Source organism: Psychromonas sp. (genome assembly GCF_983033635.1).
This window is the reverse complement of sequence record NZ_CEZLMY010000001.1, coordinates 1-24,117: the sequence shown is the minus strand read 5'-3', so window position 1 is coordinate 24,117 and position 24,117 is coordinate 1. Positions and strand designations below refer to the sequence as shown.

Here is a 24,117-nt window from a genome sequence, read left to right as displayed (position 1 = left end):
CATTAGTGCAAAATTTATAGCTTCATTGCGAGTGGAGCTTTGTGCACGCTTTCAGGAAAAGCGAGCTAGTTAAGCCTGCCTGCAGCGCATTGTTAGCAGACCATTACTTGCCGGCCCTCTTAAACGGCTCACTTTCTGCTGGTCACGCCCGCTTTATCGGTTAATGCGCTACCGTGCCAGGTGGAGCTTGAAAGTCCTTCTTATAGTGGTATTTTTGGAATAAGAAGATACGAATCATACCTTCCTCCAAAGTGAAGAACATGCTTGCCATGATTGCAGTCTGCCGACTTTCTATACGGAGGCGAAGGAACAATTTCATCTGCTGCAATGATAAGTTGCAGGGTTTCTCCAGCCGCAAAAAAAGTACTACTGGGATAGAGCTCAATATCAACAGGTACAATTTCACCAGCTTTTAACTTCTGCTCCGAAGTCCCTTTTTGAACAGGGTGCCACTCTGTCGATTCATCAGGATCAAGTTCGCGCCGGGAAACTTTACACCACCCTCGGGTAACCATATCCCCATTGATTCCAACGGAACCGTTGAAGCGAACAGAATTCCCATCTCGATCGAGCTTATTTACGGCTATAAACATCGCCATATCATCCGGTTGCGGGTCTCCCTCTTTACATGCTCGGGCTTCCACCCAAACCCTTAACTTCATATAACCACTTAATTCTGTATCCTCGGAAAACTTAAAGCTGAATAATGCTTTCCCTTTTTTTGCCGGATATACCACTTCTAAATTTTTCCCAAGTTTTTCAATAGACAAGATATTGGGTTGTTCGCTCAAATAGAGTTTTGTATATTGGGTCCGAGCAATCGGCCATTCATTTTCATAACGAACCTCGTGAATTTCATCGAGCTTGGAGCTGACTTCCAGCCGTACGGGGGACGTTTCCAAAAAACCACTTGTAGTATCATCTTTCAAGAAGCAGTCCATAAACTCCTTGGTCATCTTCTGCACCTCTTGTGAATAATATGACACCCACTTGCCGGTGCGATGTGTATACACCCATTTATACTTAGACTTCGCTTTTTCAAAAGCTCGGAATGAGCCCATCGTATGCAAGCCATGGTCAGAGAAGGAAGCACACACCAGCATCGGGATAGTAATCTCATCTAACTTGGCAGCTTTGGCTTTCCAGAAATCATCGTATAATGGATGCTCCTTTAACCAGTCTGTTGCGATACACCCCTCGAAATTTTTAAAGTCTTTTTGGGTGCCATTGATCACAGGTTTTACTTCCGTATTCCACCAAAATGTGGGAAAACCACTTTCTTCTACTCCACCAAAACAAAAAATATCGCGATATGGATCGGTAAGCCCTTCCCATGGAGAAATGCAGCATAAAGAAGGAGGAGGCCCTCCGTAGGCTTGACAAGCAGCAACATGGAATTGACTAATCGCCAGGAAGCTTACACCATTGAGTCCCACTTTACCGCTACACCAGGGTTGATTTGCAATCCACTCAATAGCCTCGTAGTAACATTTACCCTGATGTTCAGTGAATGCGGAAGGTGGACCGCCACTGTTCGCGTAACCAGGCAGATTAATATTGACTACCGCATATCCAGCTGGAATCCAAAAATTGGGATCCGGAGACTCCCAACTCGTCAATTTGGAGAATTTAGGCCTTCCTCCGGCCTGAGGAATCAGACGATATTGTTGAGGAGGACCATTCATAGGTGTTTTTTTAAGTGCGGGAGTGAGATGATTGTCATACGGGTGTGCACACATCACTACCGGTATTCTTTCACCATTTAATGCTGCTTTTTTTGAACGGAAGATGTTTGCGGTCAGAGAAAAGCCTTCACTCATCGGTATTTCAACATCATATTCACATAACACATCCGGATCAGGTTCGGTAAGGTCGGCTTTGGGATTAAAAAGCTGACCACTTTTCAACGCATTTCCCAATATTGGTGCGACAGCCTGAATTGTCCCAATTACATTCATGATTTTTGCTTTCATAATAAACCTCTTAAGAGTGTTCTCATTTCTAAGTCTTAGGCAATTGGTCAACTAACTAGGCTGTAGAATTACTCCTTTCAGCCGTAACTTTAAAGTATAGATACAAAATTAAAATTTACTTGTTATTCAATATGTTGTTCTATTTTCTAGAAGTGAACTCTTAAATTTAGCGGAGGAAATGATTATGGGGCTTCTTATTGGCTATGATGGCTTATTAATGACGGTTCTGTGCTTCAATATTTCAATGAAGCCTGATTTTTAATTTCTCGATATTGTGGACTAAGCAAATACAGGCTCAATTCTAACAAGCTAATGTCCCAAAGTTGTCTACATACCCATGATACTTCAAGATGCAAAGTCAGCAAGGCAAGCTGTGCCTAGATGCTAGGCATAAAATTGAAGTATAGTTATTCTACATAGAGATTTTATAACAACGCAGATTGGTGCGGCTTGCCTTGCCCTACGGGGCGCTAACTCGAAAACCAGTCCCGCGTTGCAACAATCGAAAAGGGGTCACCATTACCTCATGTTGCTCCTTGTTCTGGTGCTCGATCTAGTGCCTGACAAAACATCTTGAGGTAACATGGGTATATATCAGCTTTTGTAATGCTCGGTTTCAGGAAAATCGAGCATTATCTGAACTAATACACATTATAGCCCTTTCATTTTTACTCTGCTAAAAACGAGTTAATCTCTTCCATTGTTGCATGACGAACATCGACACCTTTTACCAGATAAACAATATGTTCACAAAGATTTTGACAGCGATCGCCGATTCGCTCTATCGAACGCGCAGCAGCCAGCACTTTTAAAATAAAAGGAATGGAACGCGGATCTTCCATCATAAAGGTCATCAGTTCACGTACAATACTTTCATATTGGCGATTCACTTTTTTGTCTTCATTGTGAATCATAATGGCCGCTTTTAAATCTAAACGCGTAAATGCATCTAAAGAGTTATGTAACATCTTTAATACAATCTGCCCCATATTATCTAACCCAATCAGCGAAGGAACGTCTTTACCATGGTTTTCCATCACCATACGAGCGATTTCTGCAACACCATCACCAACACGTTCCAGTTCTGTAATGCTTTTCATAATAGTCAGTATTAAGCGCAAATCACTTGCTGCCGGCTGACGCTTGGCAATAATCTGTGAACACTCCTGATCTACATTTGATTCAAACTGATTAACCTCTTTATCTTTGATGATCACCTGCCGTGCAAGATCAATATTATCATCAGCCATCGCAGCCAGCGCATCAGTAAGTTGCTGTTCGATTAACCCGCCCATCTGCATCACTTGATTACGAACACTCTCTAATTCACTATTAAACTGCCCTGAAATATGGCGATTAATATTTAAAGTTTCCATTATTTATTCCTTAATTTATTATCCGTAACGGCCTGTGATGTAGTCTTCGGTCTGTTTTTGTGTAGGCGTGGTAAACAGTGTATTGGTATCTGAATACTCGATTAACTTGCCCATATACATAAAGGCGGTTTGATCTGAAACACGCGCAGCCTGCTGCATATTATGGGTCACAATGACCACTGTAAATTTTTCTTTAAGCTCCGTAATCAACTCTTCAATAGTAAGCGTTGAAATAGGATCAAGTGCAGATGTTGGCTCATCAAGCAATAATATTTCAGGATCAATTGCAACGGCACGGGCAATCACTAAACGTTGTTGCTGTCCACCAGAGAGGCCGAATGCATTATCATGCAAACGATCTTTAACTTCATTCCATAGCGCGGCACTGCGTAATGAATTCTCCGCAGCCTCATCTAAAGTGCGACGATCTTTAATACCTTGCAAACGTAAACCGTAGACAACATTTTCATAAATAGATTTTGGAAAAGGGTTTGGTCGCTGAAACACCATCCCAACACGACGACGCAGTGCGGCTACATCGACCGACTTGTCATAAATATTGGTGCCCTGCAATGCGATATTGCCATCGACACGACAGATATCAACCAAATCATTCATACGGTTAATACAACGTAATAGGGTCGATTTACCACAACCTGAAGGACCGATAAAGGCGGTTACTTTACCTTTCGGTATTTTCATCGAAACATCAAATAAAGCCTGTTTATCACCATAATAGAGATCCAAATTTTTAATCTCTAATGCGGTTTTTTCAGCACTTAAATGACTTAATAGATCTTTTTCTGTGCTCGATTTTGCTAATGTGATCATTTGTATATCCTACTTTGGGGCTTTAGAACTAATGTTCTAACGCTCGGTATTTTTCTCTTAAATTATTTCGAATGGCAATAGCAGCTAAATTCAGGCCTATAATGACCGTCACTAATAAAAATGACGTGGCATATACCAGAGGGCGTGCGGCTTCTATATTCGGGCTTTGGAAACCAACATCATAAATATGGAAACCAAGGTGCATAAACTTGCGTTCAAGATGCAAAAACGGGAAGTTACCATCAACAGGTAAGGTTGGTGCCATTTTAACCACGCCGACCAACATCAATGGAGCAACTTCACCTGCAGCACGTGCTACCGCTAAAATCAAACCTGTCATAATCGCAGGGCTTGCCATTGGCACAATAATTCGCCACAAGGTTTCTGATTTAGTCGCACCAAGTGCAAGCGAGCCTTCGCGTAATGAGCTTGGGATACGACTTAAACCTTCTTCTGTTGAAACAATCACAACAGGTAAGGTTAAAATTGCTAAAGTTAATGCCGACCACAATACACCTGGTGAGCCAAAGGTTGGTGCAGGTAGTGCTGCTGGATATAACAATTCATCAATACTGCCACCGACAATATAAACAAAGAAACCTAAGCCAAAAACACCATAAACAATGGATGGAACACCCGCCAGATTAATTACAGCAATACGTATGAACTTAGTAATGTTATTTTTACCTGCATATTCGTGCAGATAGATAGCAGCAACAACCCCAAATGGTGTGACAATCACTGCCATTAACATCACCATAAATACGGTGCCGAAAATTGCAGGAAAAACGCCCCCTTCAGTATTTGCTTCTCGCGGGTCGTCGCTGATAAATTTGCCAACTTGATGAAACCAATGTTTTACCTTAGTAAAGAAAGCCATATCGTTAGGCAGATAGAAATCTAATACGCTAGACATTGGCAATATCACGCTACGGCCACTCATATCTCGTACCAGTACACTATCGCGTTGTGCTTGTTTACGGTAGGTAAATAGCTGCTCTTCTAAGACAAGGTATTCGTTACGTAACAGTTCACTTTCTTTATCAAGCTGTTGGATCTTTTCTGCGGTTAATAAGCCGTCCATATCTAATTTACGTTTTTTAAGACGAATTTTTTCTAAATCGAAATTAATATGACCAATATCAGCGCTTAATAATTTTTCTTCTTTGCCTTTTAAAGCTAATGAACGTTCCACTCTTTTTTGCAGTTCATCTTTAAATTGTGATTTTTCGACTGTAACTGCCTGGCCATTTTCCTGAATTCCTTCAATATAACCGTAAAAATTACCATTTTTAGTTCGTTCAAATACAACAACATCTTTTGGTATGGTTTTATCGGCAATAATTGTTTCTAAAACCCATTGAAAATCCAGATCTACATACTCACGGTTACCGATTTTAATTAAGTAACGCTGCAATGTATCTTCCTTATCTTCCAGCCCAGTGACGCCAGCTGCGATAAGTTGATCTTTCAACACACTCTCAGTATCGTAGATTTCACCGATAACCTTGTACTGCTGGCCTTGTTTATCAAGCATATCAAATTGATAAACAGTGCTTGGCCAAAAGAAACTTAACCCGCGCCAACCGATTAATATAAACAGGCCGATAACTGCAATCAAACTTAGACTCACAGCCCCACCCGTCATCCATATCCAAGGCGTTCCTGATTTAAACCATTTACCCATAATCACTAACTCCTATTTACAGGCTTGAGTATTTTTCACGTAAACGCTGGCGAACAAACTCTGCCACCGTATTAAAGAAAAATGTAAAGATGAAAAGAACAAATGCAGCTAAAAACAGTACTCGATAATGCGAGCTGCCCACCTCAGACTCAGGCATCTCAACAGCGATATTTGCTGATAAAGAGCGCATCCCTTCAAATATATTCCAATCCATAATTGGTGTATTACCCGTCGCCATCAATACAATCATGGTTTCCCCGATAGCACGTCCTGCGCCCATCATAACGGCAGAAAAAATACCTGGACTGGCGGTTAAAATAACCACTTTTGCCAGTGTCTGCCAGGGTGTAGCCCCTAGCGCCAATGACCCCATGGTTAAACTTTTAGGTACACTGAAAATTGCATCTTCTGCAATTGAGAAGATAGTAGGAATAACAGCAAAGCCCATTGCAATACCGACAACCAGTGAATTACGCTGGTCAAAATTAATACCTAACTCATTAGTTAAATACATACGGGTATCACCATTAAATAACCATAACTCCAATGTGCTGCTGAAACTCATTGAGGCATAACCAACAAGCAATAGAATTGGTATTAGAATTAACGGGTGATAACCTTCGGGAATTGACTCTTTAATCTGTTTAGGCAAAGCGCCCCAAGCCAATGCCGTAGCTAATACGCTAAGCGGTAAGCTAATTATCAATAGAATGATACCCGGCAGTTGATTCTCAATCAGTGGTGCTAACCACAGACCAGCTAAGAAGCCTAAAATAACAGTCGGTAATGCTTCCATAATTTCGACCGTTGGTTTGATATATGAACGGATACCTGCTGACATAAAATATGCAGTATAAATGGCGGCCGAGATAGCAATGGGAACCGCAAATAGCATCGCATAAAATGCAGCTTTAATCGTACCGAATGAAATAGGAACCAAACTCATTTTCGCTTCAAAATCATCACTTGCAGACGTTGATTGCCATAGGTATTTAGGCTCAGGGTAACCTTCATACCAGACTTTTTGCCAAAGTGCAGACCAGGTGATTTCGGGATGCTCATTATCAATGGAAAATAAACGTAATCGGCTGTCGTCGGCAAGCAATAATGCATTTGCACGTGGTGATATTGCAACTTGCATATTTTCACTGCTGCTCAGTTTTTCATTTAATAATTGTGTAGCACCAGTGGTATGAAAGACAGATAAATAACCCTGTTGATCCGTGCTTAAAAATCCTTTTCTGAAATATTCAGGAGTAATAGAGGTCACCTTGGCTGATGCTTTAAAATCACGAATAAATGTAAAGGTGCGTTTATTATCCTGCAGTACTTCAAACCACTGGCTGATAACACCATTATCATTTGCAACGATTAAAGAACTCGCGCCGGTTAGCAGTTGCATATCGGTAACATTGGCATCTAAGGCATTAATGGCCAGCGCAGATTTAACGCGAATATTTTCAATATCAGAAACGTCATACACTAAAAGATCGTTATTTGAACGCACAAACAGGTTTTTTAAGTCAGGGCTAAGTAGCATTTGCTCAATTTGATTAGGTAAAGAGGGAAGCGCAACCACCTCCTGCTGCCAAACTAATTCTTCAGTCATCATATCTTCAGTAGCAGTCAGTGCTAAGTAGATCCCGCGCTTATCATCCGTTACCGCAGCAATTGCAGCACCTTCTTCACCGAACTCAAAACTTACCGCTGTGATTTTATGCGCTTGAGCATCAATTTGCAGTTTCTCTGCACCAAATGGATAGATAATTTCAGGTGTGATCAGACGAATATCATCAGGGTAGGAAGTTTCAAATTCAGGTTTGAATATTAGCGCTTGCCCTTGTGAATTTGCAAATATGTATGCATTGCTAGTTGCGGACGTTTTAGCAAAAGCGGAGTATTCGCTAAGCATGCTCTCTTCAAGTAATAAATTACCTAACTCTTTACTGCGTAATGAATAAAAGGAAAGTTTGCCATCATCACTGATTTGATAAGCAATATCATTTTGTTCATCCAGACCTAATGCCAATACATTGCCGTTACTTTGATAAGAAAACTCTTTCTGGGCTGCAATTGAGACAGGGGCAAAAATGGGTAAAACAACATAGAGCAGATAAGCAAATATTAGTAACAGTGTAACAAGCACTAATGCACCACCACTGGTGATACAGTATTTGACTAGCTTATCCTTGATAACACGCTTCTGATCTGCTTGTAACGTGTTCGATAAATCGCGATCCATTTACTATCTCCATCATAATTGATAGCGATGAGTATATGGCGCTTTTGTGACAGTTGTATGACAAATGCAACGGTTGTGAAGTAAAACAATAAATTAAACAGAAGAAATAAAAACGCTTTAGAAATAAAGCGTTTAAATAGGATTTTAAGACAATATTATAAAGGTTTTAGTTTACCTTTTGCATCGATTAGTTTGTTATAACCTTTTTTTACCATAAACGTTTTTAACTCATCTTCAATGCGGGCAAAACAAGCGTCGCCCTCTTTTTCAAAGCAAGTTGCAATTTGCACCGCATCAGCACCTGCAAGCAGATATTCAAATGCATCAGTCCCTGTTTTGATACCACCTACACCGATAATTTGCACACTGTCATCTAACAGTTCACGGAATGCGCGCACATTGGCTAAACCAATCGGTTTAATATAGTCGCCACATAAACCACCAAATCCACCTTTGGGTTTAATAATCGGCTGCTCTGTTTCAGGATCAATAATTAATGTATTACCAATTGAGTTAACACAAGTAATAAATTTAACCGGGAATTTTTTAATAATATTCGCAACGGCAATAAAATGCGACATATCAAAATAGGGAGCAAGTTTAATACCAATCGGTTTGTTACCTAATTTAGTTAATGCCGCAAGCGCTGATTCAGTCTGTTCAAAATCATAAGCAACTTGTGCTTTACCCGGGATATTCGGACATGAGAAGTTAACCTCAATCAGATCAACATCGCTATTTTGAAACGCACTGACCATTTCTATATTATCTTCAATACTAAATCCTGAAATACTCACAACAACAGGTTTACCCATAGCTTTGAGTTTAGGCACCATTTCAAGGTAAGCTTTATAGCCTAAATTAGGTAACCCCATCGACTGAATTGAGCCTAATGGTAAGTCACTGTAACGTGGCTCTGGGTTTCCTTCACGAAACTCCATAGTACAAGACTTGGTAACAATTGCACTTGATGCAGATTTTCCAATTACTTCAAGCTCTTCCCAAGTTGTACACTTAGGACCGGAAGCATTCATTAGATAACTACCTAGATTAACACCTGCAATTTGCGTAGATAGATCGATAGTGCTCATTAAGTTCTCCATATATAAGTCAGAATTACTGAGCAAGTGTATTACAGATCACGTTTTATCTGTTTGATAAAAAACAAAAAAGCCAATCAATTGACTGGCTTTCTGCAGATAATTATTAGTAATAGATCAGTTATCTAATAACTGATGCAGCACTGTACCTAAACGTTTTATTCCTTCTTCAATAATATCAGGATCAACACTTGAGAAATTTAAACGCAGGGTATTTAAACCGCGTTTTTTTACATAGAATGGGTCGCCCGGTACAAAGGCAACTTTCTGTTCAATTGCTTTATCAAATAAAGTTGTCGCAGAAAGTTTTTCAGGCAAGGTTACCCACAAGAACATACCACCTTCCGGGTTCAGGTAAGTCACCTGTTTTGGAAAATAACGTTCAATCGCCTTTTCCATTACTGCTTTTTGCTTACCGTATACAGCAATAATCTTTTCAATATGCGCCTTCAAATCATTATCTTGCAAAAAACGATGCAGTACACGTTGACAGAAATAGTTCGAGTGTAAATCCCCTGCTTGTTTTGCAATTACCAGTTTTTCCATCAAAGCTTTTGGCGCAACAATCCAACCTAAACGAAATGAAGGTACAACGGTTTTAGAAAATGAACCAAGTAAAATAGTCTGCTCTGGCAATAACGCTTTAAAAGACTGCTTTTCTTCACCAGAAAAACGTAAATCGCCATATGGGTTATCTTCTATTAATAACGTCTTGGTTTTCGACAAACATTGTGCAACTGCTTGACGGTTTTCATTGGTATATGAAATACCTGACGGATTTTGAAAGTTTGGCACTGTATACATTAACTTAGCGTTGCTTGTTTTTAATGTTTGTTGCAATACGTCGATATCCATTCCATCTTGGTGGACAGGTACTGAATTGAATTTTGCAGAATAGACTTCGAATGCTTGAATCGCACCTAAATAACCAGGCTCTTCAATTAAAACTTCATCACCTTCATTGAGCAATACTTTACCAAGAAGATCTAGACCTTGTTGAGAGCCATTGGTGATCAGGATTTCATCAACACTTATCTCTAACCCTTTGCGCTTATAGTCAGCAGCAATCATTTCACGCAGCGGCAGATAACCTTCAGTACTACTGTATTGTAAAATGTCTTTACCATCTTCAATAAAAATATCATTAGTCGCTTTTTGCAGCGCATCGACTGGAAATAGATCCCGGTTGGGAAGTCCGCCTGCGAATGAGATGATCGATGGATCAACAGCAACCTTTAGAATTTCACGAATGAAAGATGGTGGTACACCAGAGATACGATTTGAGAAAAGCTCGTTCATAAAATTATCCATAATAACAATTATTAAATTACTGCAAAAATGCAGACTGACCTTTTTATGTTATTTAAATGCAAATAACAAGGTTTATCCTTATACCAATCAAATTAATTAACTATCAGCCTATAACTTTAAATTATTTAATTAAATGGGTATTAATTTCAGATTAAAAAAAAAGGAGACATAATGTCTCCTTTTAAAAATCTATTTACTTATCAAACAGTGTGATTAAGCAAGTGCTTTTTTAGCTACTTCAACTAAATGAGCAAATGTTGCTTTATCAAATACTGCGATATCAGCAAGAATCTTACGATCGATTTCAACAGAAGCCTTTTTAAGACCATTGATGAAACGGCTGTAAGATAGACCGCTAATACGAGATGCAGCGTTAATACGCGCAATCCATAGTTGACGGAATACACGTTTACGTTGACGACGGTCACGGTAAGCGTATTGACCAGCTTTAGTTACAGCTTGAACCGCTACGCGATAAACACGTGAACGAGCTCCGTAATAACCTTTAGCTTGTTTTAAGACTTTCTTATGACGTGCACGCGCTTGTACACCACGTTTTACTCTTGGCATCTTTTAATTCCTTACTTAAGCGAATGGTAACATTCTGTTAACACTTGGGACGTCTACTTTTGCTACCATGCTTTGAGCACGTAGGTGGCGTTTACGTTTAGTAGACTTCTTAGTAAGGATGTGACGTAAGTGTGATTGCTTACGCTTAAAACCACCAGAAGCAGTCTTTTTAAAGCGCTTTGCAGCACCTTTGTTAGATTTCATTTTAGGCATTGCGAACTCCGCATTGTTAAAATTTAAATTAAACCAGTAAGGCGAATATAAAAACTGCTGCGCATTAGATTAACGCACAACAGAATAAATACTACTTTATGCCTTAGCTAGCACGTTTAGGGCCTAACACCATAACCATTTGACGACCTTCCATTTTCGGGAAAGATTCGACAACAGATATCTCAGCTAAATCCGCTTTTATACGGTTTAAAAGAGCTAGTCCGATTGATTGGTGTGCCATTTCACGACCACGATAACGTAGCGTTACTTTAGCTTTATTACCCTCTGTAAGAAAACGAGTCAGGTTGCGTAGTTTTACCTGATAATCGCCTTCGTCAGTTCCAGGACGGAATTTAATTTCCTTCAGCTGAATCTGAACTTGCTTTTTCCGTTGTTCTTTAACGGATTTGCTCTTCTCATAGAGAAATTTGCCATAATTCATGATGCGACAAACTGGTGGTTCTGCATTTGGACTAATCTCAACCAGGTCAAGATTTTGATCAAATGCCATATTTTTTGCATCTTCTAAAGAAACAACACCAATTGGTTTGCCTTCCGAGTCAGATAAACGCACTTCTGTTCCAGTGATCTCTTCATTCAAACGATGTTTATTGCCCTGTTGTGGGGCTTTTTTTGCACCTTTTATAACAAATTCCTCCAAAAATAATTATCGACGAGTGATGATTTCTTCTTTAACGTAAGTTACAAAGTCTTCAACTTTGAACTTACCTAAATCATCACCTTTGCGTGTTCTTACAGCTACTTCATTTGCTTCGACTTCTTTGTCGCCAACAACAAGTAAATATGGAACACGCTTTAAAGTATGTTCGCGGATTTTAAAGCCTATCTTCTCATTTCTCAAGTCCGAAATGGCTCTAATACCTGATTTTTTCAATTTATTTACGATTTCATCAACAAAATCAGACTGTTTATCGGTAATATTCATAACTACCACCTGTTGAGGTGATAACCACGTCGGATAAATGCCTGCATACTCTTCCGTTAAAATACCGATAAAGCGTTCAAGTGATCCTAATATTGCACGATGAATCATAACTGGCGTATGACGTTCGTTATCTTCACCAACAAATGACGCGTCTAAACGACCTGGCATTGAGAAATCAAGCTGGATTGTACCACACTGCCAAGCACGACCTAAACAATCATATAAAGTAAATTCAATTTTAGGGCCGTAGAAAGCGCCTTCACCAGGTAATATTTCGTAATCAATCTCATTTTTGGTTAAAGCATCTGCAAGTGAAGCCTCGGCTTTATCCCAAGTTGCATCATCACCCACGCGCTGATCTGGACGGGTCGATAATTTAACAACGACATCTTCAAAACCAAATGTTTTATAACATTCAAATACCATCTGAATACAAGCAGAAACTTCAGCAAGAATCTGCTCTTCGGTACAGAAGATATGGGCATCATCCTGGGTAAAACTACGTACTCGCATTAAACCATGTAATGAACCTGATGGTTCGTTACGATGACAAGAACCGAACTCTGCCATACGCAGCGGCAGATCACGGTAAGATTTTAAACCTTGGTTAAATATTTGCACATGACCAGGACAATTCATTGGTTTGATCGCGTAATCGCGATTTTCACTGCAGGTACAGAACATATTGTCTTTGTACTTACCCCAGTGACCTGATTTCTCCCAAAGTGAACGATCAAGTATTTGTGGCGCTTTTACTTCCTGGTAGTTATAAGCTTCCGTTTGCTCACGGACATATTTCTCTAATTCACGATAAATTGTCCAACCGTTGCTATGCCAGAACACCATACCTGGAGCCTCTTCCTGCATATGGTAAAGATCTAACTGCTTACCAATTTTACGGTGATCACGTTTAGCTGCTTCTTCAAGGCGTTTCAGGTATGCTTTCAGCTGTTTTTTATCAGCCCATGCTGTACCATAAATACGCTGCAGCATTTTATTGTCAGAGTTACCACGCCAGTATGCACCCGCTACTTTCATTAATTTAAAGTATTGGCTGAATTTCATCATCGGTACGTGAGGACCACGACACATATCAACATACTCTTCGTGATGATAAAGTCCTGGACTGTCATCTTTATGAATACCTTCGAGGATCTCTAATTTATATTCTTCACCACGCTCTTTAAATAGCGCTTTTGCTTCTTCTACAGATACTTTTTTCTTGATCACTTTATAATTAGTTTTCACTAATTCGTTCATGCGTTTTTCAATTTTAGCAAGCTCTTCATCATTGATAGCAACATCAAGATCAATATCATAATAAAAGCCATTTTCAATTGTTGGTCCAATTGCCATTTTAGCTTTTGGATATAATTGCTTAATAGCATGGCCTAATAGATGCGCACATGAGTGACGTAAAATTTCTAAACCTTCGTCATCTTTAGCGGTAATAATTGAAACATTAACGTCTTTATCAATCGGATCACAAGCATCAACTAATTGACCATCAACTCGGCCAGCAATACATGCTTTGGCAAGCCCAGGGCCGATATCAGCGGCGATTTCCATAATAGAGGTAGTATTTTCGAATTGACGTTGATTACCGTCGGGAAGAGTAATAATTGGCATGCTATATTTCCTCACAGTGATGCTTCCAACCAAAAAGCATTTGTATTAATCCATAAATAAAGCGCGCATTTTAAAGCAATAACGGCTAGATGAAAAGCGACAGTGATTAATAAAAGTCACTTTATCTAAGATTAAGTTGTGAGTTTTTATTCCTGCTCCAGATTACCAGCTGCATGAAATTCACTACCCTTAAGTAAATTTTGCACCACTTCTTTATTACTTGCTAAATATAACCCCAACTCTTCTAACTGCTCATCATCAAGCGTCACAGAACTGGCCCCTAAAAAGGCAGCTAATTGATCCGCGCTATCTAGCATTTTGTCATAAGCGTCAGCTTCTTTCTTGCTGGTAAAGGTCATTTTTTCAACACCCTTTCTTTCTACAATGTATTTTATGATTACTGCCACGGCGGCCTCTTTAAACTAATATTTAGCTAGGTTGGTACATGTTTTTTTATACAGTAAAAGATTCACAACAAAAATGCAAGTTTTGTTAAAATTTGCTATCTTCTATATTAATGACTTATACACATGAATTAAGCTAATGAAAACAATCATCTGTCGCCATTGTGATATGGTTTCACATGTACCTAACATGCCCTCTGGATATGTAGCAAAATGTATTCGCTGTGAGAGCGTTATCTATAAAAACAGTTGGTGCAGTCCATCGGGTATGCTTGCGCTATGTTTAGCTGCGCTTATTATTATCGTACCCGCTTTTTATTTCCCATTAATTTCTATTCATTTATTGGGTATCACAGAAGGGACAAATTTATTACAAGGTGCGCTGATGATGATCGATAACGCACCAGTAGTTGCATTTGTGGTGCTGTTTTGTGCAGTGATTGCGCCAACATTATTAATAAGCAGCATCGCGCTGAGCAGTGCTTGCTTAACCTTTAATTATCACCCGGCTTATCTACCTAAAATTTTAAAAATTACCTATATTCTTAAGCACTGGTCAATGTTAGAGGTATATATGGTCAGTCTAATGGTTGCCATTTTTAAACTGATGAATTATGCCGATCTCTATTTCGGTGTGGGTTTTTATTTTTTTATTGCGCTGCTGTTACTCAATCTGACTATTATCAGTAATTACAGTAATCATAGTTATTGGGAAAGATATATAAATGAATAGAATAGCGATTGCAGGTAAAACGGGTATTAAACAAGGGCTGCAACTTTGCAAAATTTGTGGTAATTACAGCCTACAAGTTGAACACCCGACTGAGTGCCCTATCTGTTTAAATGAAATATCACAACGAAAAAAAAACAGTTTACAAAAAACCTGGGCATTCTTAATTACCTCAATCATTTTCATTTTCCCTGCTAATTTATATCCGATCACCTATTTACTTAAAAATAATACACTTTATCCTGATACTATTTTTTCTGGCATTTTAAGCCTGGTTGACAGTGATATGCCGGGTATTGCATTGATCGTTTTTGTTGCATCAATCGTAGTACCGTTTTTAAAAATAATTGCATTAGCTGTGATTGCTTTCTCAGTACAGAATCATTGGAATTTAAACCCCAAAAAGCAACTTTGGGCATTTTATTTAATTGATTGGATTGGTAAGTGGTCAATACTGGACCTATTCGTTATTTCGATCATGGTTGCTGTTTTCGATAAAGGGCACCTGTTATCAGTTTACCCTGGAATCGCGGCGACTTCGTTTACCGTTGTCGTATTGACCACACTATTTGCCGCAAATAATTTTGATACACGTTTAATTTGGGACGCTCAAACAGATGAATAATCACTTTTCACAAAAACAAGCTAAAATCGAAAAAACGCATTCGATTTCCCCAATTTGGTTTTTACCTTTTATTGCCGCATTACTTGGTACATGGGTATTATTCCAACATATCACACATGCCAATGTAGAGATTAAAATACACTTTGAAAATGCAGGAAGTATTATCGTCGATAAAACAAAAGTCCGTTATAAAGGGGTAATTGTCGGTACGGTAAAAAAAATCGAACTAGATACCAGTGGTGGTATAAATATTATCGCCGAAATTGAGTCCCATGCGACCTTTATGTTACGCGAAAAAACTAAATTCTGGCTTGTTTCTCCTAAAGCTTCTCTTACCTCTATTTCTGGACTAGATACCCTGTTTTCAGGCAGTTATATCAACTTACAACCCGGTGATGGCGATGATAGCAGTGTTTTTAATGCGCTTACCGATCAACCTATCAGCATCCCGGATAATGCATTATTGATAAATTTAAAAAGCAAAACCGCTGGATCAATCACTATCGGTACCCCACTTTTCTTTAAAAAAATAAAAGTCGGAGAAGTAGCGAGAGTACGTTTAAATAACAACGGACAATATGTTGATATTAAAGCTTTTGTGGAAACGAAATACCGGCACTTAATTAAAGAAGACAGTAAGTTTTGGAATATTAGTGGCCTGAACGCGAATATTTCCCGGGCTGGTATTGATTTTAAACTTGATAGTCTCACCTCCTTAATTGCCGGAGGCATTACATTTAGTTCACCACCAAAAAGCGCGCCAATAACAACACATTCAGAATTTGAACTATTTGAAAGTCTCGATAAAACAGAAATGGCGCTTGCAATTGAGCTTTCCTTAAATAATATAACTAACCTGCCCAAAGGCGCTGGCATTTTATTTAAAGGCCATGGTATTGGCCGTATTACCGATATCCAATATTCAATAGAGAAAAAGCAGTTTGTGGCAAATGCCGTGATAAATCCGCAATTTAGTGAAATGATCACTGAAGGCGCACAATTCTGGCTAGAAAAAACATCCATTTCATTTTCTAAAATTGCAAATTTAGGCAATATTATCACTGGCGATTACATCGCATTTTCACCGGCAAAATCATCACAGAAGAAGAACAACAACAAAAAAACAACTCATTTTGTGGTGCAGCAGACACAAAAGCCAGCTGCGCCTGCATTACCTTTACTATTGTTAACTGAAGATGCCACAGGGCTTAACTCTGGCGATCCTGTCTCTTATCAAGGTATTAAAATTGGCCAAATAAGTCATTTACATTTTTCAGATAATGGTCGATTTATCGAAACAATTATTAATATCAATCATCAGTACCAGTATCTGGTTAATAAAAACAGTCAGTTTTACCTGCTTAATGGTGTCAATTTTAAAGCTTCATTAAAAGGCGTGAAAATACAATCGACACCACTTGAAAATATTATTTCAGGAGGCATTGGTTTATATAATTCACGACCAGTTAAAAAACCGACTAAAACAGATACAGTTATTGAAAAACAGCCATTTAGACTCTATCCCTCAAAAGAGATGGCAAAACTGGGTAAAAATGTTTTCAGCAGATCTTTAAACGTTGCACTATTAAGCAAACAATTACCTTCAGTTAGTGAAGGTTCGCCTGTTTATTACCATAAATTCCCAATTGGTGAAGTCTCTTCATTTTCTATCGATGACTCAGGATTAATGCGCACAAACTTAAGTATAAAAGGGCAATATAAACACCTTATTACAAAAAACAGTGTTTTTTGGAACATCAGTGGTTTTAATGTCGATGCGGGTTTATCAGGCATTAAAATTCAAGCTGAATCTTTACTGTCAATTGCCAGCGGTGGTATTGCAGTTGACCTTGCAGCTAGTAATGTAAGTAATCAGTATGCAAATGGTTTATATAAACTCTTTGATAGCTATCAGCAGGCAACACAACCACCACAAACTATCAGCATCTTATTTGAACAAGCTTATGATTTACAAATTGGTAGTAAGTTAAGACTAAAAGGCTTAGTAATTGGTGAAATAAAAGAATTAAATCTAACAAGAGATAATAAAGTTCAAGCACTAGCCGAACTGCAACCACAATTTGCCAAACAGGTGGCTAGAAAAGGCAGCCGTTTTTGGATTATTCGTAGTGAACTCTCTTTCTCAGGCGCCAAAAATCTATCAACCCTAGTAACAGGTGTTTACCTTAACGTATTACCCGGTAAAGGCGGTGCCGCAAATAAATTTGCAGGTGAAGGTAATGCACCGACACTCGCATTGAAAAATATTGGCTTGCCACTTATATTGTTGGCTGATAATGCAGGCTCAACAGATATCGGTAGCCCTGTTTATCATCGTCAAATTCAAATTGGCGAGGTGATCGACAAACAATTATCTGAGGATGCATCAGGCGTTGAAATTACCGTCAATATTTACCCTCAGTACTCACATCTGATTAGAAAGAACTCTATCTTTTGGCCGGCTTCCGGTTTTAATTTAGATATTGGCATTACCGGCGCGACCTTAACTTCGACATCATTGACCTCCTTAATCAAGGGGGGAATCAGCATGAGCACAAGCGACACTCAACCTTTACAGCCTATGAGCGATGCTTTTACGCGTTTTAAACTGAAAAAAGAGATGAATGACAGATGGCTTGAATGGAAGCTAGTAATACCTAAGCCATAGGGCCTGTATATCTTTGAAGTTTGCCCCTGTTGAGCCTGAAAGTTTCTCAATCAAGGCGCGAAGAATGAGGTTTAGTTGTTCTAAATGTGTGATGAGCAACGCAGAGTGAGGGATTTTCAGGCTCAACCCGAAGGGCTGGGGCTATTTTTACACTCAACTTCGTTATCAGTCATTAATGTAGAATGACTACACTACATGACTTCCGCCTTGCTGAGCATAAAAACAGCCTCCAGCAGGAACAAATAGCAAAGGTAAACAGACCCTGGATTTTTACTGACAAAATATGTTATATAACGCACACTTTTAAGTGTGCGTTTTTTTAAGGATTAATAATGGATAGCAACACCCTTTTGCCGCAACCATTCATCGATAAGATGAGCGGTATTTTACCGAAACACCTGAATATCCAAGATTTGATAGAATTCTGCCACCGCCCACTGCGCCGTGCTATTCGCGTTAATACATTAAAAATATCTGTTGCTGATTTTAAAAACAGAGCCATTGAGCAAGGTTGGACTTTAACCCCTATTCCCTGGTGTAGCGAAGGTTTTTGGATTGAAATTGAAAATGAAATTAGCCCGCTTGGTAATAGTGCGGAACATTTAGCGGGGCTTTGTTATATCCAAGAGGCAAGCTCGATGATGCCGGTTACTGCACTCTTTCATTTTTTCGACCAATCAAAGCAATCAATACTGCTTGATGCAGCAGCTGCACCTGGTTCAAAAACGACACAAATGGCGGCAAAGATGGACAACCAGGGGCTGATTATCGCCAATGAGTTTTCATCCAGTCGCATTAAAATGTTACATGCCAATATTCAGCGTTGCGGCATCAAAAACGTCGCTTTAACTCATTTTGATGCCCGCGTATTTGGACAATGGTTACCCGCCACTTTTGATGCAATTTTATTAGATGCCCCCTGCTCTGGTGAAGGCACTGTACGTAAAGATAGATATGCAATGAAAAACTGGAGCCAAACTTCAATTATCGAAATCGCATCAATGCAGCAGGACCTAATATTAAGTGCGTTTCATGCATTAAAAGAGAACGGCATTTTAATCTATTCGACCTGTACATTAAGTCATGAAGAAAACCAGGATATTTGTCATTTCCTAAAAAACAAATTCCCTGAACATATTGAATTTTTAGATCTAAATTCACTTTTCCCGGATGCAGATAAAACACGTACAGAAGAGGGCTTCCTGCATATCTGGCCGCAGGTTTATGATAGTGAAGGTTTCTTTGTTGCAGCCATTAAAAAGATCAAAACCAGTAGCCCAGAGTTAGCACAAAAACGTCTGGGGAAATTCCCTTTTGCAAAAGCGGATAAAAAAACCACTCAAGAGCTGTACAGCTATTTTGATAAACAGTTTGCAATCGAAAATATTCAAGGAACTCTTTACCAGCGTGATCAAGAGTTTTGGTTGTTTCCAACACAAATAGAGCCTCTTATTACTGAATTACGCTTTTCAAGATTAGGTATTAAAATTGCCGAACAATTTGGTAAAGGTCGCAAAGTCGGTTTTAAAACCATGCATGAATTTGCCAGCTGTTATGGTGATAGCGCAAATACAAACAAACTTGAACTTAATGCGCAGCAGGCACAAGAATTCTACCAAGGTCGAGATATTCGCGATGTTGAAACAAGCAGTGCCACGGGTGAGGTGTTGTTAAGTTATCGCGGTAATGTGATTGGTTTAGGAAAAGTGCTCAATAACCGCATTAAAAACAGCCTGCCGCGAGAATTAATCCGCGACAATAATTTATTTGTAAAATAATTACCAAACAGTTTGTATATTATTTATTCTTGACTAGAATAAAAGGTGTTCATATATATATTCCTTATTTGGAAAGTATCTGTTTCCCTAGCCTAGGTTCCCCCTTTATTCCTAGGCTTTTTTTTGCCTTTTTTTTATGCAAGCCCCCGAAAAACATCTGTGACTTTCTATTGATTTAAAAGCGTTAATTTTTGGAACTTGTTATTATCATCAAGCATTAATTGAAAACGCCCTCTTACACCCAGCTGCGAAAAGAATGGCACAAAACGCATTGCGGGTAATTGAATCATTTGGCCCGTCTCATCGCGTACTTTAACAACCGTATTGGGTGTTTTATATAACTGTTCAAATGCCTGGTAGGAGATATTAAGTCTAAAATAAAAAAGTTTCACGAATTTTCTTCACCGTTAAATGTGTATATCTGCCCAGAGAAGCATAAGGCTCTTGATGACAATACATCTTTTCCATCGAAAGTAATAACTCAAACTTATCTTCACAAAGGGAGCGCTCTTTTAAATAATCATGTAATACACGCACACCTGTTTTTTGGATAACCTGCATATTGAATTCTTCTAACCACTGTTGCAGATCTTTTTCCAACAATGGGGAAGTCGGTGTCAATCGTACCACTTTTTTTCGGATCATACCTTTGGCCACAAATTCAAAATTACCCGATAGCAAGTTAAAAAAACGTTGCGCTTCTTTATTGTAAAACATTAGTGATAACAGACCATCATCTGATAAGAAATTTAATAACCCCTTTAACGTTTGTTTAGGCTCTGCCAGCCACTCTAAAACAGCATGATTTAAAATCAGATCAAACTTACCATCTATAAATTCAGGTAAATTTTGAATAGAGCAATGTAGTATCTGAACATTCCCCTGGTAATCTTTACCTGCAAGCTGTTTTTCAGCTTCTTTTAATAATTCACCGGAGATATCACAGAGCACCACTTGATGCCCAAGAGCAGCTAGTTTTTGACTGAAAAACCCAAAACCACCACCCGCATCTAAAATACGTAATGAGCGGTTCGGTAATAATGACAAGCAATGCTGTAATTCATCCCAGACCACTGCCTCGCGAATTTTACCTTTGCTTGTACCATATATATTTTTTACAAATTTCTGTGCGATATTATCGAAATTATGATCGGTCAAGTTAACGCCTATTAATTAAATGCTACAATCCACCTTTTTTATACTTTTAATACTTAGTGAATTATCAATATGTTATTTATCTTAAAAAAATGGATTGGTGGATTATTAATGCCCCTGCCATTATTACTGATACTTTTTTTTATCGGTCTTATTTTACTCTTTTTTAGCAAAAAACAGAAAGTCGCAAAAGCCTTTTTAACAGTTAGTTTTGTTTTTTTATCTGTTTTAAGTTGGATGCCGGTCTCTGAATCGATAGTTCATTCTGTCGAGCGTAAACATCCGCCAATAGCACAAGCGCAAGCCAGACAAAACTTTGAGTATATTTTACTGTTAGGCTCTGGTGGTATTGCCGATCCGAGTTTACCCGTTACAGGGCAGCTATCTGCAACTGCATTAAGCCGCTTTATTGAAGCATTACGTTTATATCATGCCAACCCGAATGCTGTATTGGTTGTTTCAGGAGCTGGTTTTGGCGATCTCAAAACACATGCACAATTGATGGAGGAGTTAGCATTAAGCATGAATATTCCAGCGAGTAAAATTATTCGTTTGGATAATACCTTAGACACGGATGATGAGGCGCGGCTTATGTCGACAATGATTCGCGGCAAAAAATCGGTACTTGTTACCTCAGCAACCCATATGGATCGAGCGCTACAACTGTTTTTCAAATATGGCAGCGGGCCTACACCTGCACCGGCTAACTATTTAGCAAAAAAACGTTTAGGCGAAACACCTAGCTATTATTATATTCCATCATCTTATTATCTATATAAAACAAAAATAGCTTGGCATGAGTATCTGGGGAAATTTCAGAGCCTAATTAAAGGATTGATATAGCAGGATCTGCGGCGAATTTAACTGCGTTCAATTCGCCCTTTGATTAAACTAACTGCGTACCTGTTTTAACAACGGCCTGTGCAACTATCATATGTTCACCATTAAACGACAACGCAGGCGAACCATATAACTCGTATCCCTGGTTTAATAACCCTGTAATACGATCACAAAATTCCGAATTGTCTTTGCCAGTGATTAATTTGTATTTTTCTTTTACTTGCGGCATATTATTTTCCTTATGGGGGACGGTTAAGGAATTAGCATACGGTTATTATCTGAAAAGAAAAAATAAAACTGCTTAAAACTGTGAAAGCCCTACGTCGATGCATAAAAAAACGGCAGATTCACTGCCGTTTTTGTGAGTTAAAACAGTTGTGCCTTTACAGATTTAAATCTACGGGCGATAAACTTTTACATTGGCAAAGCCGGCTTCTTTTAAATACAGCGCTTGCAGTTGACTCATCACACCACGTGCACAATATAAAAGGTAAGTTTTATCTTGTGGTAATTTTTCAAATTGGCTGGCCAATTTAAAGAAAGGCAGATGCTCAATAGTGACATCATCAATATCTAATGGCGCTTGCTCTTCTTCTTCGCTTGAGCGAATATCTAACACCACTTCATTTTCAGAAAAATCGGAAACCGACTCAACTTCCGACACTTCTTCCTGCGCTGCTTTGGCAATATCGCGAATATCTAATACATTAGCTTCAGTCACAACCTGTTCGATAAGAGAAAGATCAAATTTTGCTTCCTCTTTATCGATTTTTTTCATTACCGCTTTAACGGTTGGGCGTTGTGAAATAACACCACAATATTCAGGAATTGTTTCAGAAAGCTCTGCTGTACCAATGGTACGGGCACAATCAATAATATCTTGTTTATCAGTCGCTATAAGAGGACGTAAAATCAGCATATCAGTTACTTGATCAATCACAGATAAATTACGCAGGGTTTGGCTCGATACCTGTCCTAACGCTTCGCCTGTCACTAAGGCTTCTATATCCAGACGCTGCGCGGCAATGGTTGCAGCACGCATCATCATACGTTTCAAGATAACGCCCATTTGTCCGTTTTCAACTTTCTCTAGAATTTCAGCAACCACGGGTTCAAACGGAATAGAGATAAATTTAACACGGTGTGACGAACCAAAACGATTCCACAACTGATAAGCGACCTGCTTCACACCGATCTCATGAGCTGCGCCACCTAAATTAAAGAAACAGTAATGTACACGGGAGCCACGTTTGATAAGTTGATAACTTGAAACACCTGAATCAAAGCCACCTGAAATTAATGATAAAACTGACTCTTGTGTGCCAAGTGGAAAACCACCTAAGCCTTGATGTCTTTTATCGATAAAAAACAGTTTATTATCGTTAATCTCAAGATGAACGGTAATGTCTGAGCCTTTTAATTTAACACCAGCAGCATCTGTGTGTTGATTTAACCCGCCACCGATATAACGTTCAGCTTCAATCGACGAGAAGTCATGTTTACCGATACGTTTAACACGCACACAGAAGGTTTTGCCGTCTAATAAATTACCGATATGTGCATGGGTTTGCTGATAGGCATCATGTAAATCAGTAAACTCACTCTCTTTCACTTCTAAAAAGTGCGCAATACCCGGCGTGCTTTTAAGCATTTCAATCAGTGTGGTTTTATTTTCAGCGCTTTCATTTGTCGTGCGAACAATGATCTTATCCCACTCTAAAATCACTTTAACCTGTTCATCGTGACGTGTTAAAACATTACGGATATTACCCTGCAACATTTTACTAAAACGTTTACGAACGGGACGACTTTTCATCATGATTTCAGGGAAAAGTTTAACGATAAATTTCATGGTTTGATCACTGTGCTAGTTAAATAAGGAGGCGGATTATACCCTTTGCAGTTAATTGAGCAAAGGGTAGTCTTAATTTTTATTTTATACCCATGTTACTTCAAGATGCAAAATCAGCAAGCAAAATTGTATTTAGATGCTAGGCATAAAATTGAAGTATAGTTGCTCTACATTGAAATTTTATAAC

21 protein-coding genes are annotated in these 24,117 nt (G+C 38.8%); 5 read left to right on the top strand and 16 right to left on the bottom strand.

The window, feature by feature from the left end; all coding sequences use genetic code 11:
* Positions 1-200: 200 nt before the first annotated feature.
* From AC4GME_RS00105 to AC4GME_RS00050, 12 genes are all read right to left on the bottom strand, one after another.
* Positions 201-1,973, bottom strand: a complete 1,773-nt coding sequence (locus AC4GME_RS00105; RefSeq protein ID WP_490376570.1) for a CocE/NonD family hydrolase — start codon at positions 1,971-1,973, stop codon at positions 201-203.
* A gap of 668 nt (positions 1,974-2,641) precedes the next feature.
* On the bottom strand, positions 2,642-3,349 hold the full coding sequence (phoU, locus tag AC4GME_RS00100; RefSeq protein WP_490378866.1) for a phosphate signaling complex protein PhoU: 708 nt from the start codon (positions 3,347-3,349) through the stop codon (positions 2,642-2,644).
* 18 nt (positions 3,350-3,367) lie between these two features.
* Entirely contained in the window at positions 3,368-4,180 is an 813-nt protein-coding gene (gene pstB / locus AC4GME_RS00095) for a phosphate ABC transporter ATP-binding protein PstB (RefSeq protein ID WP_490376568.1), read from the bottom strand.
* Positions 4,181-4,208: 28 nt separating this feature from the next.
* The gene (pstA, locus tag AC4GME_RS00090; RefSeq protein WP_490376567.1) at positions 4,209-5,867 is read right to left on the bottom strand and encodes a phosphate ABC transporter permease PstA; all 1,659 of its coding nucleotides are present in this window, start codon (positions 5,865-5,867) and stop codon (positions 4,209-4,211) included.
* 16 nt (positions 5,868-5,883) lie between these two features.
* Positions 5,884-8,109, bottom strand: a complete 2,226-nt coding sequence (locus AC4GME_RS00085) for a phosphate ABC transporter permease (RefSeq protein ID WP_490376566.1) — start codon at positions 8,107-8,109, stop codon at positions 5,884-5,886.
* 155 nt (positions 8,110-8,264) lie between these two features.
* Positions 8,265-9,200: a dihydroorotate oxidase gene (locus AC4GME_RS00080; RefSeq protein WP_490378865.1), complete on the bottom strand. Its 936-nt coding sequence runs from the start codon at positions 9,198-9,200 to the stop codon at positions 8,265-8,267.
* Between the two features lie 126 nt (positions 9,201-9,326).
* Positions 9,327-10,508, bottom strand: coding sequence for an aminotransferase-like domain-containing protein (locus AC4GME_RS00075; protein WP_490378864.1), 1,182 nt, complete (start codon positions 10,506-10,508; stop codon positions 9,327-9,329).
* Between the two features lie 225 nt (positions 10,509-10,733).
* On the bottom strand, positions 10,734-11,090 hold the full coding sequence (rplT, locus tag AC4GME_RS00070; protein ID WP_015464855.1) for a 50S ribosomal protein L20: 357 nt from the start codon (positions 11,088-11,090) through the stop codon (positions 10,734-10,736).
* Positions 11,091-11,105: 15 nt separating this feature from the next.
* The gene (gene rpmI / locus AC4GME_RS00065) at positions 11,106-11,303 is read right to left on the bottom strand and encodes a 50S ribosomal protein L35 (protein WP_019613447.1); all 198 of its coding nucleotides are present in this window, start codon (positions 11,301-11,303) and stop codon (positions 11,106-11,108) included.
* A gap of 103 nt (positions 11,304-11,406) precedes the next feature.
* On the bottom strand, positions 11,407-11,964 hold the full coding sequence (gene infC, locus AC4GME_RS00060; RefSeq protein ID WP_490378863.1) for a translation initiation factor IF-3: 558 nt from the start codon (positions 11,962-11,964) through the stop codon (positions 11,407-11,409).
* A gap of 6 nt (positions 11,965-11,970) precedes the next feature.
* Positions 11,971-13,878, bottom strand: coding sequence for a threonine--tRNA ligase (gene thrS / locus AC4GME_RS00055; protein ID WP_490378862.1), 1,908 nt, complete (start codon positions 13,876-13,878; stop codon positions 11,971-11,973).
* Positions 13,879-14,024: 146 nt separating this feature from the next.
* Complete coding sequence (locus AC4GME_RS00050) at positions 14,025-14,285, bottom strand: YebG family protein (RefSeq protein ID WP_490377903.1); 261 nt, start codon at positions 14,283-14,285, stop codon at positions 14,025-14,027.
* A gap of 136 nt (positions 14,286-14,421) precedes the next feature.
* On the opposite strand from AC4GME_RS00050, the gene AC4GME_RS00045 reads away from it, so the two are divergent.
* The 4 genes from AC4GME_RS00045 to rsmF all read left to right on the top strand — a co-directional run bounded on the left by AC4GME_RS00045 (position 14,422) and on the right by rsmF (position 20,083).
* Entirely contained in the window at positions 14,422-15,015 is a 594-nt protein-coding gene (locus AC4GME_RS00045; RefSeq protein ID WP_490377902.1) for a paraquat-inducible protein A, read from the top strand.
* Complete coding sequence (locus tag AC4GME_RS00040) at positions 15,008-15,637, top strand: paraquat-inducible protein A (RefSeq protein WP_490377901.1); 630 nt, start codon at positions 15,008-15,010, stop codon at positions 15,635-15,637. Before AC4GME_RS00045 ends, AC4GME_RS00040 begins: the two co-directional genes overlap by 8 nt.
* Complete coding sequence (locus tag AC4GME_RS00035; RefSeq protein ID WP_490377900.1) at positions 15,630-18,305, top strand: PqiB family protein; 2,676 nt, start codon at positions 15,630-15,632, stop codon at positions 18,303-18,305. Before AC4GME_RS00040 ends, AC4GME_RS00035 begins: the two co-directional genes overlap by 8 nt.
* A 332-nt stretch (positions 18,306-18,637) precedes the next feature.
* Entirely contained in the window at positions 18,638-20,083 is a 1,446-nt protein-coding gene (rsmF, locus tag AC4GME_RS00030) for a 16S rRNA (cytosine(1407)-C(5))-methyltransferase RsmF (RefSeq protein WP_490377899.1), read from the top strand.
* 167 nt (positions 20,084-20,250) lie between these two features.
* Here the strand turns inward: rsmF and AC4GME_RS00025 are convergent, their stop codons facing one another.
* Together AC4GME_RS00025 and AC4GME_RS00020 are read right to left on the bottom strand one after the other, a co-directional pair.
* Positions 20,251-20,475 carry a DUF2835 domain-containing protein gene (locus tag AC4GME_RS00025; RefSeq protein ID WP_490377898.1) on the bottom strand — a complete coding sequence of 75 codons (225 nt, stop codon included), beginning with the start codon at positions 20,473-20,475 and terminating at the stop codon, positions 20,251-20,253.
* Positions 20,456-21,241: a methyltransferase domain-containing protein gene (locus AC4GME_RS00020; RefSeq protein WP_490377897.1), complete on the bottom strand. Its 786-nt coding sequence runs from the start codon at positions 21,239-21,241 to the stop codon at positions 20,456-20,458. Before AC4GME_RS00020 ends, AC4GME_RS00025 begins: the two co-directional genes overlap by 20 nt.
* A 69-nt stretch (positions 21,242-21,310) precedes the next feature.
* Here AC4GME_RS00020 and AC4GME_RS00015 point away from each other — a divergent pair, with 69 nt between their 5' ends.
* On the top strand, positions 21,311-22,081 hold the full coding sequence (locus AC4GME_RS00015) for an ElyC/SanA/YdcF family protein (protein ID WP_490377157.1): 771 nt from the start codon (positions 21,311-21,313) through the stop codon (positions 22,079-22,081).
* 43 nt (positions 22,082-22,124) lie between these two features.
* Here the strand turns inward: AC4GME_RS00015 and AC4GME_RS00010 are convergent, their stop codons facing one another.
* Both AC4GME_RS00010 and thiI read right to left on the bottom strand, forming a co-directional pair.
* Complete coding sequence (locus AC4GME_RS00010) at positions 22,125-22,307, bottom strand: DUF1737 domain-containing protein (RefSeq protein WP_490377156.1); 183 nt, start codon at positions 22,305-22,307, stop codon at positions 22,125-22,127.
* A 168-nt stretch (positions 22,308-22,475) separates the two neighbouring features.
* Positions 22,476-23,930: a tRNA uracil 4-sulfurtransferase ThiI gene (gene thiI, locus AC4GME_RS00005; RefSeq protein ID WP_490377155.1), complete on the bottom strand. Its 1,455-nt coding sequence runs from the start codon at positions 23,928-23,930 to the stop codon at positions 22,476-22,478.
* Positions 23,931-24,117: the final 187 nt, after the last annotated feature.